At 61.7% G+C, this 13093-nt stretch carries 11 protein-coding genes; 2 read left to right on the forward strand and 9 right to left on the reverse strand.

What is annotated here, in order from left to right; all coding sequences use genetic code 11:
- Positions 1-332 precede the first annotated feature (332 nt).
- Positions 333-1247, reverse strand: a complete 915-nt coding sequence (locus ACQKJZ_RS14380) for a cation diffusion facilitator family transporter (RefSeq protein ID WP_241211922.1) — start codon at positions 1245-1247, stop codon at positions 333-335.
- Positions 1248-1263: 16 nt separating this feature from the next.
- Here ACQKJZ_RS14380 and ACQKJZ_RS14385 point away from each other — a divergent pair, with 16 nt between their 5' ends.
- Positions 1264-2967, forward strand: a complete 1704-nt coding sequence (locus tag ACQKJZ_RS14385; RefSeq protein ID WP_125961524.1) for a hypothetical protein — start codon at positions 1264-1266, stop codon at positions 2965-2967.
- Between the two features lie 46 nt (positions 2968-3013).
- Here ACQKJZ_RS14385 and ACQKJZ_RS14390 read toward each other — a convergent pair whose 3' ends face one another.
- The gene (locus ACQKJZ_RS14390; RefSeq protein WP_125961525.1) at positions 3014-3406 is read right to left on the reverse strand and encodes a MerR family transcriptional regulator; all 393 of its coding nucleotides are present in this window, start codon (positions 3404-3406) and stop codon (positions 3014-3016) included.
- A gap of 65 nt (positions 3407-3471) precedes the next feature.
- Here ACQKJZ_RS14390 and ACQKJZ_RS14395 point away from each other — a divergent pair, with 65 nt between their 5' ends.
- A complete protein-coding gene (locus ACQKJZ_RS14395) occupies positions 3472-4089 on the forward strand; it encodes a cation transporter (protein WP_125961526.1) in 618 nt (205 codons plus the stop codon).
- Positions 4090-4170: 81 nt separating this feature from the next.
- Here ACQKJZ_RS14395 and ACQKJZ_RS14400 read toward each other — a convergent pair whose 3' ends face one another.
- The 7 genes from ACQKJZ_RS14400 to ACQKJZ_RS14430 all read right to left on the reverse strand — a co-directional run.
- Positions 4171-5832, reverse strand: coding sequence for a hypothetical protein (locus ACQKJZ_RS14400; protein ID WP_125961527.1), 1662 nt, complete (start codon positions 5830-5832; stop codon positions 4171-4173).
- A 237-nt stretch (positions 5833-6069) separates the two neighbouring features.
- Positions 6070-6246 carry a DUF1289 domain-containing protein gene (locus ACQKJZ_RS14405; RefSeq protein ID WP_125961528.1) on the reverse strand — a complete coding sequence of 59 codons (177 nt, stop codon included), beginning with the start codon at positions 6244-6246 and terminating at the stop codon, positions 6070-6072.
- Positions 6247-6370: 124 nt separating this feature from the next.
- Positions 6371-6646: a metal/formaldehyde-sensitive transcriptional repressor gene (locus tag ACQKJZ_RS14410; protein WP_125961529.1), complete on the reverse strand. Its 276-nt coding sequence runs from the start codon at positions 6644-6646 to the stop codon at positions 6371-6373.
- An 82-nt stretch (positions 6647-6728) separates the two neighbouring features.
- Positions 6729-9782 carry a MobF family relaxase gene (gene mobF, locus ACQKJZ_RS14415; protein ID WP_125961530.1) on the reverse strand — a complete coding sequence of 1018 codons (3054 nt, stop codon included), beginning with the start codon at positions 9780-9782 and terminating at the stop codon, positions 6729-6731.
- Positions 9783-9785: 3 nt separating this feature from the next.
- Positions 9786-12053, reverse strand: a complete 2268-nt coding sequence (locus tag ACQKJZ_RS14420) for a type IV secretion system DNA-binding domain-containing protein (RefSeq protein WP_125961531.1) — start codon at positions 12051-12053, stop codon at positions 9786-9788.
- The gene (locus ACQKJZ_RS14425) at positions 12043-12333 is read right to left on the reverse strand and encodes a hypothetical protein (RefSeq protein WP_125961532.1); all 291 of its coding nucleotides are present in this window, start codon (positions 12331-12333) and stop codon (positions 12043-12045) included. The genes ACQKJZ_RS14420 and ACQKJZ_RS14425 overlap by 11 nt, the downstream gene beginning before the upstream one ends.
- Before the next feature lie 504 nt (positions 12334-12837).
- On the reverse strand, positions 12838-13093 hold a 256-nt coding region (locus tag ACQKJZ_RS14430; RefSeq protein WP_427731785.1), incomplete at its 5' end, for a hypothetical protein.

Raw genomic sequence — 13093 nt, forward strand, 5'->3', positions numbered from 1 at the left:
CGTCACTCCGCGCTCGACTACATCAGCCCCGCGCAGTTCGAACGAACCGCGTCACGCTGAGCAAATGCCTCTCCACTTAAGCGGGGCAAGTCCACCCCACGTCAAAGCTTATGCGATAGGCCGCAGCAGGGAGCTTGAGCAATCCATGGCGTGGGAGCAGAGACGCGCCAGCCAGGGCGCGGCCCAGCGCAAACGCGCCTATGGAGAGGAGTAGCCGCGCTTGACTGGATTAGCGATCGTGACGGCGGATGGCAGGGACGCTGGCCGCCGACATCGCTAACCTACTCTGCGCGTCGGCACGAGCAGGGGTCTGAAAGGAACCCTCGAGCCAGTCAATTATGCACGATCTCCTGATCGCAGGCCTGATCCGCTCCTTCGGTCTGTACCGTAACATGGTGGATCTCAAAGCGCTCATCCAGCAAGTCAGTAACTTTGAGCCTTACCGCGTCAGAATCCGCCCCTACCTCAAGGGTCAGGTGCACCGAGCAACTGACGTCATCGTTCGACGTCGACCAGATGTGCAGGTCATGCAGATCATTCACGCCGTCGATAGCCGCGATGGCTTTGCGCACCTGCCCCAGCACGAGGCCACGCGGCACACCCTCAAGCAGTACATTGGTGGTATCGCGCAGGAGGATCCAGGTTCGCGGTAGTACCCACAAGCCGATCGCGACCGCGACGATCGGATCGACCCAGGTCCAGCCGGTGAAGCGGATGACAAGCGCACCGGCGATCACACCGACCGAACCAATCATGTCGGCCCAGACTTCGAGATAGGCGCCCTTGACGTTGAAGCTCTGATCCTTGCCAGAGGTCAGCAGCCTCATCGAAATGAGGTTCACGCCAAGGCCAATCGCCGCCACGATCAACATCCCCCAGGACTGGATTTCCTGCGGTTGACTGAAACGGTCTATCGCCTCGACGAAAACATAAATCGCAATAAGGAACAGCAATACCGCGTTGAAGGCTGCTGCCAATATTTCAAACCGCCTGTATCCGAAGGTGCGCTTTTCATCCGGCGCTTTGCTGCCCACCTTTATCGCCAGTAAGGCAATGATGAGCGCAGCCACGTCCGTGAGCATATGGGCCGCATCCGACAGCAACGCGAGGCTGTTGAAGACGAAGCCTCCAATCACTTCGGCGATCAGATATGTCGACGTGAGCGCCAGCGCGAGCACCAGCATTTTCGTATTCGCGCCGGCGGTATGATCATGCGAACCGCCGCCCTCTCGATGGTCGTGGGCCAAGTGAACTCTCCTCCTGATGCGCTTCGAAACGCGCTTGGGGCTTGCGAGAGCCGTTGCACTTCGTTCCGGCCGTAGATTTTTCCCTGCCGCCGGCCCCTCGCCCGGCACTCACATTCTTTTCCTCGTCTACACCTGCTTGGGCATCGCGCTTGCCAGCTACGCACGCTATACTATGGTAATGGCAAGATTTCTCGGCCGATCTGGCGAAAAGCGTTTCTCAACACTCTGTTCCGATCTTGGCATCACCTGCAATGAGCCTTCGGAAGACGATCATGGCTGGGACCATATCGTCGAGTTTCCTCATGAGCCGGCGCCCTTCGTTTCTGCTGATATGCAGCGCGCATTGCCCGCCTGTTTCGTCCAGACCAAAAGCCATGAGTCAGACGGCCTCCATGTCCGGATGCGGCTTAGCAACGCAGTCAAGCTGGCGCGCAGCCCGAACCCCTGTTTCGTCGTTCTGATGAACCTTGCGGCCGACAGTACGGTTCCGACCTGGCACGCGGCCCATTTCTGGGAAGAACTTATCCAGCGCACGCTCAAACGCGCGCGCGAAGCTGCCCGCGACGGCGTTCCCGAAGACGATTTCAACAACATGTGGTTCAACTTCACCATGAAGGACGGCGATCATCATGAAGGCGAAGCGCTGCTTGCCTGGATGAAGGAAACGGTGCGTTCGGTTGGCAGCGACTATGCCGCTGCCAAGAATATCCTGGTGCCGCCGCCCGATATCGTTGGAACGCTCACGTTCGGACCGCTTTCGTCTATCGGCGACCTGGTGGACCATACGCTCGGACTGGGGGGGAGCCTTCCGAAGTCGCAATTCTCGATGGTGTCGCGCAGGCTGGACGTCGACTTGCCCTTCCCCCTGCCGGACATGGACATGCATTCAGCGTCCCTTCGCGCCAATGCCTCTGACATTTGCGACATACGCATGCTCGGCCCCGATGGCGTTGAGATCGAGCTGCAAGGCGAGGTCATTGTCCCGGCCATCCCGGGACTGCCTGAAGACGCCTACAAATATCGCTTCAAAACGCCGCTCGTCGACATCATCTGGTGGCCAAACGGCAGGTCTTCGATCAACGGCAACTTTTCCGAAACTCGGCGGCACACGCCCTTAGAGCTCGAGCAGATCCTGCGCTTTTCGAGCTGGGCGGGTCAAGGCGCTGTCGATGTCCGGATCAGCGTCAAAGACGAACCGGTTTTTGGTGCGATGGCCGCCATGGACCCGCTCTCGTTCAGAGACGATCTGGCCTATTTTGCGGAATTGATCGTCCCTTTGCGCCGCGTATCGAGGCACTTGAAGGCCCGCACGCCTCAGATTTCGATCATGGATATGGCAGGGTGCGAGCGACTGGAGCTGTTTCACCGTTTCATGACGACCAGCGAAATGCAGGCGAGCACCGAGGTTCCAGAAAACCAAGTGATTCCCAACTTTACGGCCGGGGTCGGCCACGGGATCGTCGAGGTTGGCGACTGGCTCTTTGCCGGGATCCAGACATTCCCGATCCGCACGCAAACCAGGACGAACGGGCTGTGGTCGCTCGACTTCGGAAAGCCCGTTCTGGTCGCCTCGCATGCCTTCGAGACGGGCAATAGTCAGGCAGTGGAGCAACTGCAGGCCGACTATCGCCGTTTGGCAACCGCACCGGGCGCTTTAGCTTTGGACGATGTTCTTACCGCCTTGGACAAGAAAAACCTGGGACGGAGCACATCGGCGTGATCGAGAGACCGTCGCGCAACACCGGACCAACCTGAGCCCGAGTTTCTCACGGTCGCAGAGTATCGATGATCCGACAGGTGGCGACGGCACCGCCGCCGCACGAACTGATGACGGATTTGAGCTCTCGCTGAAGCGCTGCAAGGTCCTGAAGCTTGCGCTCAACCTCGACGAGATGGGTTCTCGCAATCTCATCGACGGCGGCACAGTCATGGGTGCTATCATCCGAGAGGCTCAGCAGCGCACGCACCTGCTTGAGCGAAAAACCCAGGTCTCTCGCACGACGGATGAACGACAGCCGGGAGAGTTCCGCGTCCCCATAATTGCGATAATTGTTCGTATTGCGCGGCGGCTTGGGCAGCAGGCCGATACGTTCATAATAGCGGATCGTCTCGATATTCGTGTCCGTGGCCTTACCCATTTCACCGATCGTCAACGCCATGCTCTTGACCCTGTAGTTGCTACAGACCGTATATGGGTTGCCATCGTTCAATTTGGAGATGGCGGATGGCAGGCGGATGCTGCGGTGTTTCGGAAAATATCTCGTCGGCCAACGACCCCGGGTGGCGTCGAGTGCTCTGGATCGCGCTCGCTATCAACGGCGGCATGTTCTGCATTGAGCTGGCAGCGGGCGTCAGCGCAGGGTCTGCGGCGCTGAAGGCTGACGCCCTCGACTTTCTGGGCGATGCAGCAAACTACGCAATCAGCCTTGGTGTGGCTGGGCTGGCGCTCTACTGGCGATCCCGCGCGGCGCTGGCGAAGGGCGCAACGCTCTTGCTTCTTGGTCTCTGGGTCATCGCCAGCACAGTCTGGATGGCGATGAGGGGAACCCTTCCGGCGGCAGAGACTATGGGTGTGGTTGGCGCTCTGGCCATGCTGGCCAACTTGATCTGCGCCGTAATGCTATGGCGTCATCGAGACGGCGATGCCAATCGCAGATCCGTCTGGATATGCTCGCGCAATGACGCGATTGGCAACATAGCGGTGGTTGCCGCCGCTTGGGGGGTCTTTGGAACGGGAACCGGCTGGCCCGATATTGCCGTCGCCGCCGTGCTGGCAGCCCTCGGGATTTCAGGCGGATGGCAGATCATTCGTCAGGCGCTCCGCGAAATAGGCCTGTCGTGACAACGACGCGCACCCACGCTCTTTGGATCGAAGAGTGCGTCGTAGAGGTACAATCTGAAATTGGTCGATCGCATGGTCAGACTAAAATGGAGCGCGCCGGCTTCGCGGACGAGGAACGGCGGAGAGGCAGGCGTTTAGGGCATCGGCATAATCCGCCATCTCATGCTGATCGTAAGCGTCGATGCGGATGAACCGATCTGCCAAGCGGTCAAGATGCGGCGCGGACACCTTGCTCTCTCCGCCGCGCAAGATCGCCTCGGTCAGATACTGCCGCATGCCATCGTCGTGGATTTCCCGAATTGCACGCAGAGTGACGTCGTGAAGGGTCTGGATGACGCCGTCGTTGATCCGTTCCGAGGCCAGGACGATCGCGAGCGTCTCGCCGAGCGCAATGGCCGCCGAATGCGGGATGGCACTGCCCCGATCATGACGGTCGGGCATGAGCCGGAGCCTCGAGCCTTGAGGCAACCGATCGTAGAGGGTCACCCAAGAGGTAAGGAAGCCGACAAGCTCGTACAGAAGCCGCGCGGCACGTGTTGGGAACTCTGCTTCCTTGTCGATGCCGCTACCATCGGAATCATAGCCTTTCTCGAGCAGGTCGGCGAAGCGCGGCAGATAGTAGAGCCACATGTGATATTCGATCCCGTGCCGTGCGGCCGAGGTTACCATGATGTCGAAGAAGAACATGGCGTTCCACACCGGATCGCTGTTCCGCTCATTCTCGAACCAGCCAGGATCGCCGTTCAGGTAGCTCCAATAGTCCTGGCGTTCGTCGCCGGCGAGGAGCCGCTTTGTATAGTCTCCGATGGGCTTCCAGACGGACAGGCGCTCCGCGTTCTGGGGGTCGGCGAACAGGAAGTGCAGCAGCCGATTGCGCTCTGGAAGCTGGTAGCCAATCGGGCTCTCGGAGATTTCGTTGCCGGCAAGCTCCTGATAGAGCGCGCTTGCCGGGGTCGCGATCAGGCGCGTGAGATAGCGCCCTACAAATTCGGTCGAACCATAAACATCGAGCCTTGCCAGCGCGACACCGAAATGGGGGCGGCGATCGACGATATGATCGAGCAGCCTGTTGGAGTGGAAGAGCAATTGAAGCATATCCGATGCTGCTTCCTCTGCGCGCTTATGGGCGGGAACGAACCTCGCAAGGGCACGAACCGGCCGTGCCGCCCAATCGGGCAGGTTCTCGCCTTGATATGGGTGTGGCCCCGGGCCGCGCGGCCGTGTGAACGCTGCGAACGACTGCGGGTCGACGGGCCCGAAATCCTTCAGCCGGTCATGGGCCAACTGGATTTTCGATTTTCGGCAACTTGCCACTGCGATAAGTTCAAGATGGGGCTCGACCAGTCTGATCGCGTCGTCATATTGCTCCTCATCGACGAGGGTCGTCGCAAGCTGCGTGAGCTCAGGAAGGCTGCGCAACGTCGGACGGGCAGCGCGGTGAATGAAGACCGAGCCGATCAGCCACGCGAAGGCAATCAGAAAGGCGAACTTGCGCGGGACGCCGGGATCTGCAGTCCCAAGCTCAAGATAGCGGCACAAGCCGCCGAGGATGGACGGGCAGGACGGGGGATTGATATCGAACAGCTCGAACGCAAGTATCGCGATACAGGCAGGGATCGCCAGGATCAGCTGCGATCGCCAGGACATGGAGAGCCTGATCCGCTGCACGGGGCTAAGCACCGCATAGAGCGCTGCAAGAAGTGCGAGGACCGTGAGAAAACCGTCGAGTGTCAGAAGCTTCACCCCATCTTGTCTACGGCAGCAAAATAGCGTCGAAGGGGTTCAGGCGAAATGAAATAGTTCCAGGATATGATGTCTATTGGGTCTGGCGTGGAGATATCCGCTCGAAGAGACCGGGCATTGGTTCAGTCCATCTAAAAGCCGGCAGAAACCCAGGCACAACATGAGCGATCTCGTATCGACCCCACCAGCGATCCCAGCGGAGCCGGGCGCGCAATCTGGCGAAAAGACCGACTGCGTTCAGCCTTTCCCTTTTTCAAGCTTCGCCAATCGGCGGGGAAGTTCAGCTGTAATCTTGCGTAATTGATGCGGCTGCGCCTTCTTCCAAATACGCACTTCAGGAATGGTCCGGCCGCAACCCCGGCACCAGCCGGTCTTGCCGTCAAACGAGCATAGATCGATGCAGGGAGATCGCATGAGATCAGTACCTGTGCAGGAGTTTGAAAGTCGGCTTCAACCGGCGTATACCCGTCGTCACGGCCCTATTGCCTTTAGCGGCGCGCGCCCCACTGACGGCATGAGCAGCTTCGCACGTCATCTCTTACTTGGCGTACCGGCGTATTGCGGTCACGAGCGCCTCGGCGCCCTCGTCCCGCTGCTCCTGGGTCAGGTTAGGCGCGGAGACATGCTCCTTCACATGGAATTCGATGAGTTCATCGATCAGGCCATTCACAGCGCCCCGGACTGCGGCGGCGAGGTGTAGGGTGGTGGCACAGTCCTGACCGGTATCCAATCCGCGCTCGATCGCCTGCAGCTGGCCAATCAGGCGGCGGACGCGCATCTTGAGCGCGTCTTTCTCTCTATGTAGGTGAGCCATACAATACCCCCCTACCCTATACGGTCGACCGGGACAAGGCGGGCATGGCCTCCATCCCATAGAGCTTTCTTCCCACCTTCGTTCAGAGATCAAGGCCAAGGCTTCGCTCCGGCAGGGGCGGCAAAAGATCGGGTCCGGCCCTTCCTTCGGTCGATCCACCAAGGCCAGCCCCGGTACGCTGAGCCCCTACCCCGGCTCTTGCTTCATCGCCCTTGAGCGGTGGCAGGTCGGCGGGAAGCGGCGAAAGGCTTCCGGCAGGAAGCGGCCCTGGATCGAACGGAATGGTCGCACCTTTGCCCGAACTTGTTTCTTTGGGCCGATCGATTTCCAGGCGACCGACCGTTTCGAGTGCCGACGTCTTGTTTCCCGGATTTGTGTCGAGCTGCAGGGTGAGCTTGTCCTTATCATCAACGATCAGGGTCAGGTCGTCGCGCACACGGGTGACGCCTACGTTGAAGAGCCGCTGGTTCGAGAGATTGCGTTCGTAGCTCGACATCACCGTGATGGCGCGGTCGGTGGTGATGCCTTGTGCCATGTGCATGTTGAGGGCATAGGCAAGGTCGAGCCGCGAGAGCATGGGATCGCCGGGCGCCAGGGTCAGCGTCTCGCGCGCGGCCGTTTCCACGGTCACCCCTCCGCGGCTGACGGCGACAATCCGGGCGAGCGCTGCATTGTGCAGGCCGCGATCCTTGTCGTTGGCGGTCCAGCGGATCCGATCGCCTTCGCGCAGGGTCAGTTCCTTGCGCTCTGTCAGCATCAGCTGGTCCCGTCGCTCGCCAGGCGTGATCTTCTGCGGATCGATGCGATGGCGCCGCCGGCCATCGCTGATCTCGATCCGGCCATTGGCCTGCACCTTGAGAACGTCGAAGCGGCCGGGGCGAAGGCCTACGTCGGGCGCGCCGCCCCGGCCGACCTCGACGGTCTGCCCCGCCCGGTAGGAGGCGGGATAGCGCAATTCTTCTCGTGTCAGGTTGACCCGCTCATAGACGGTGAGCCTTATGCTCTCTCCGCGGAGCGTGCCTTCGGCAGCCAGGCCCTTCTGAATTTCCTCATTGATCGTCGTCCGCGCTTCGCGTCCGGACGCGAAAACCGCAGTGGCGGCGCGATCCTCGGGCGAAAGCGCGAGCCAGCGCTCCGCAGCATGCTCGGCCGGGGCGTCATGTTCGATGACCTTTTCGCCAAGAACCTTGAGAGCCTGTCCGGCCTGACCGATATTGGCGAGCGCCGCGACCGTGCGAAGCTGATCGGTGCGCTGGCGGATATTCTCGTCCATGCGCGCCATGGTGCCGCCGCCTGCCTGGATAAGGGCGAAGGACTTACCCGCATCGATCGAGGAGAGCTGCTGGCGGTCACCGACGAGCACCAGCTTGTCGACCCCCATCAATGCGCTGATCTTCTGGAGCTTGAGCATGTCGTCGCTCGACACCATCGATGTTTCGTCGACGACAAGCATGGTGCCCGCCAGCAATGCACGCGCTTCCTCGAAATGGGGGCCCTGAGGATTGGCGAGGTGTTTCTCATGGCCGATGACGAAGGAGGCGATGGTCTGGGCCTTGATGCCCGCCCCGTCGGCCAAGTCCGCCACCATCTTGTTCTGAAAGGCGAGCCCTAGCACGGTCCGTCCTTCTGCCTCTGCCACCCGTGCGACGCTTTGCAGCATCGTGGATTTGCCGGCACCTGCGATGCCCTGCACGATGACCGTCCGATCCGGAGCCGAAAGGATCATGGTTGCGGCAGCCAGCTGGCCGGCGTTGAGCGGGCGCCCGGCGGCCGCCTGCAACCTGTCAGGGGCATCGGCCGCCGGGACTATCGCGCTGGCGAGGCCCTTGCCCGCTTCGACCCGGCTGAGAATCTGCTCCTCGGTGTGCAGGGCGAGCGGCGTCGTCACCATGTGCAGGGCGCCGTCGTTGCGGCGGATGGCTTCCGGCACGAGCGCGCCTTTCTCGAGCAAGGCAGCCACCCGGCGCTCGACTGTTTCGGCCGTCACGCCCTTGAGGCCCAGATCGACCGCCGTCTTGGTGAGGAGCCGCACGTTGAAAGCGGCTTCGCGTTGCGCCAGAATCCGCACCGCCGATGCCACTGCCAGCTGGGTTCGCGCCACGGCGGGTGACTGGGTGAGCCGCGCCAGCCCGCGATCGACCAGCGGATCGCCAGGTTGCACCACCTGCGACATCTTCTCCCACGCGCCGCCGATCGCGTCGCTGACGGCCCGGTAGCCGCGCTCGAGCGCGCTGCCGGGCGGGGCGCGCTGGGCCCGCGCGACGGCGGCCTCCAGCAGCGCCTTGCCATCGAACCCGAGCCGGGCTGCCTTGTCGATCCAGCCAGCCCGCAGGTCGTCGCGGTCCTCGACATTGAGCTTGGGGTCACGCGTGCGGGTCGTCACTTCCCGCATCCCCTGGGGACTGGAGATTCCAAGGGCGCCTGCCTTGGCGACGATTTCCTCCCGGCGCTGGCTGAAGGCCTCCAGGATCGCCTTTGGAACCCCTGCAATTTCGAAGGTTCCGTGCTTGCCACGCAGTTCGATCTGGTAGCCCAGCTTCTCCAGTCCTTCGCGCAGGAACGCGTGATAGATCGAACCGATCACGCTGTTGCTGCGCCAAATCTCCCCGTTATGCAGCGCCTGCCATTTGCCATCGGGCATGCGCGTCAGATTGGCGATGACGGCGTGGATGTGCGCCTGGGGATCAAGCGCGCGGCTCGTATCATGCTGAAAGAGTGCATAGACAAGGTTTCCGGTGCGGAAGGGCACCTTCTTGCCGTCCACATCCTTGCGGCCTTCGGCAAGGTTGGCCTCGACCCATTTCATGGTCGCCCTGACCGCTGCCATGTTCGCGTCAAGCACCCGCTTGTCGCCCGCGACATAGGCCATGACCGAGGCCGATTTGGGCATGGAGAATGTCAGGTCCATGCCCGATTGCCGGTTCTCGACCTGGCCGACCAGATTGCCGTCGGGAAGCTTGCCGTTGAGGATGCCCTCGAAGCTGTCCCTCGACACTTCGCCAGACAGGCCGAGGGCATCGGCTCCCTCCCCGGCCCAGCCGCTGACCTCAGCGCTGCCGTCGGCGGTGTAATAGTCGTCCTTGGCAAAATAATTCGCGGCGCCGGACGCCGATCTGACGGAGGCGACAGAGAGCACCGCCTAGATGCCCATGTCCGATCCGCCGTCGCGATCGAGACCGGCGGAAAAATCATGGCGCAGCTCTATGAGGGTCTGGTCCTCGACCGCCGGCACCGGGGGCGGCGCAGGCGAACCGTGCCGCTCCTGTCGCTCCCCCGGGCGCGCGGGATCGTCCGAAGCGGCAACCCGCGCCGTCTTCTCGCCGCCCGGCTTTTCCCCCTCCTCATCCTTGCGAACCTGCCTTGTCTCGTCCCCATCCGGATCGAGGATCCGCGCCGCCATGTCCCTGGCGACATTGACCGGATCGGCGACCTCCTCGACGATCTGCCCGGCCCCGTCGCGTCCTCCCGCTTCCCCTTCTTCCGCGTCTTCAAACAGGTCTTCGGCGCGCCGGGAACGGACCGGCTTCGGGTCGGGCCGGTGCAGGAAGCCTTCCGCCACCTGAGGATAGTCCTGCCATTCAAGCTTGATGCGGGCAGCGGGAAACCCGTCGGGGAATTTCACGAAGCCGTGGAGGGACGGCAGGTTGGTGATGTCATCGGCAATGACGAGGGGTTCGACCTGCTTGCGTGGGGTCAGCGTCGAGGCATCGCGGGTGTTGTTATAGCCATAGCTATAGGCCTCATCCATCTGCCGGACCTCGCGGTTGCCGATGTAGCGTGCGCACTGCTCGGCGGTGTCGAGATCGGCGGTCGCAAGAATGAGCTTCGAGCGGGCGAGCGAGGCGAGATTGCGCGCGCCCTGCTCGCCATAGACCTCGACCAGCTTTTCGAAACTGTGCAGGCCAAGGATCATCGCGCCGCCGAAGTTTCGGGCGGTCTGGAGCCCCTTCTCGATCGCTGGCAGGCGGTGCAGCGCGCCCACCTCGTCGAACATGAACCATGTCCGCAGAGCGGTCGTGCGCGGCAGCTTCATCAGGCTCGTGATGGCAAGGTTCATCCAGAGCGTGAGCAGCGGCTTGTTCATTTCCAGATCGTCGTAATCCGAGGTGACGAAGAGGATGGAGCCGGGCTTTCGATCGGCCGTCATCCATTGCCGGATCGAGAAGGGTTCGCCGGTATCGGGAAGGAAGCGCAGCACCTGCGCGTTGGTATTGAAGACCGCCCGGATGGACTCTGCCATGCGGGCCGCTTCGGGCGCCGTCAGCGGGTCTGCGATCGTATTGGCAAGGAAGCGATGAACGCGCTTGAGGTCGGCGGTCATGAGATGTTCGGCAAGGGCAAGATTACTGGTCTGGCCGCGCTCGATCAGGCGCATGCACATCTCGATGAAGAGCGTCCGGGCCGCCAGCGCCCAGAAGGGTTCGGAGGAACCGCCGTCGGAAGGAATGAGCGCGACCGCAGCGGAGGTGAAGTTGCTGTAGGTCGAGCAGTCGTTGAAGATCGTCCAGGCCGGGCAGCGCTCGTCCATCGGATTGAGGATGGTGTCGCGCTCCGGATCGAAAAAGGCTTCGACATAGGCCCCGGTGAGGTCGAAGATAACGGCGCTGTCCTGGCGCGCGCGCATCTGCGCAACCAGGCTGCGCAGCGCGGTCGTCTTGCCCGCGCCGGTCGTGCCGATCAGCATGGTGTGGGACTGCTCCATGCGATGGGGATAGGGAATGTCGGCGAGCGTGTAGGGGTGATGGATGCCGCCTGCCTTGCGCTCGGCAAAGGGCAGGCGCAGGACCTGACCGACCGACAGGCTAGGAAAGCTCCTGCGCGCCTCGTCCTCGAACTTGGCCCGATTGTGCTGGACGACCTCGGAATGAAGCAGATCGCGGGAAACCAGCATCGCGCCACGTTCATGGCGTTCCTGAAGAATCGATCGACCGCGCTTGCGCGACATGTCGATGAACCAGATGGCGAGCGGGATCGCCACGAAGATGGAGACCAGCAGAGCGCGAAGCAGCCCGCGCATCGCGACCGACCAGGCGCGGATGACCTCCGGGACATGGGGCACATAGGGCATGATGGTGCGCAGGACCTGCCCGTCCGGCAGGGTGACGTTCACCCGCTTGTTGGGATCAAGCCCGATCCATTCCCACAGCATCGCATAGACCTTCATGCAGATGAGCTGGAACCCGTGCTCGTCGAGGCGCACCGACATGATCACGAACCAGGCCGCGAGGAAGGCGAAGAACCAGAGCAGGATCGGAAGCTTCGCGCCGGCGAACCACATGAGCATTTCATGAGTGATGAGCTGGCTGCCGCGGGTGAAATTGCCCGCGTTGCGCTGGACCCGGCCGCGGGCCGAATGGTGGGTCAGGGGAACCGACCGGCCGTCGTTGCGAATATCCTTACGCGCCATGATATTGCTCCAGGCGCTTGTCGGCTTCCGCGATGATGCGGTCGCGATATTCGGGATATTGTTCGCGGATAATGATATCGAGCGCGATCTGCTGGAACTCGCTGATACGGGCCAGACGCCGTTGGCTTGCGCTCAGAAGATCATTGGCGCCAAGGAAGGCGTCCACCGCGTCGCGAACAAGCTTTGCCGGGGTTTGCTGCCGGTCGTCGGCCAGCCGTGTCAGGCGCGCCCATTGATCGGGCGTCAGGCGCACATTGTAATGACGTAGTTTACTGCTCAACCCAGCCTCCTAGCAGAGAGGCTGGCGGGGTCTCAGAACCTGCCTGTTTTCTTACTCGAATTCGCGTTGGCGTGCAACGCGGGTCATGCCTCCATGGATCGCGTAGTCGAGCCGACTATGCGCAAGTGGCTGATTTTACGTCCTTTGACGCAAAAGGCGAAAACATAGTCGCTCGTCCCACATATCTCGGCCGTCGCAACATGTTGGTGTTACAGGATAATATTGAACCGCAGGTGCATTCGGTGTGCATTTCTGACTAGGATTGAACCATGGGTCCAGGGCTGCAGGGCGCAGTCGGTGATCCGGGGGCAAAAGACGTCTCCGGCGCGGCTCCGGACCGCTCAGCCGAGCGGAACAGGGCGGATTTTCAGGAAGAACGACAAGGTTCAGAGACAGCGGCATCTCAGGCGTAATCATGGGTTTCACGCGCGCCACAGCTGCGATAGTCTGGGTTCCGTTCGCAGCCCGATCAGCGTGAACCATGAGGTGCGTATGGCACGAACATTAGAACAGGAGCGCGCGGCCCTGGCGCAGGACGAACAGCGCCTGGCCGACCGGAGAAAGCAGCTTGAGGATCGCGAGCGAGAGGAGGCCATCAGGGCCTGCGAGCGCAGCGGTCTGCTCAAGCTCGATCCGCGGCGGCTCGAAAGTCTGGCAAAGCGTATCTGGACTTGCCCCGGAAAAGTGGAGAGTTCCCTTGAGGTGAAAGGCGAACTCGATGACGAAGCAGCGACGTTTCACGAAGGAATTCGAGGAGGAA

It is taken from the genome of Sphingomonas sp. NPDC019816 (assembly GCF_050274375.1).
Classification (GTDB): Bacteria; Pseudomonadota; Alphaproteobacteria; order Sphingomonadales; family Sphingomonadaceae; genus Sphingomonas.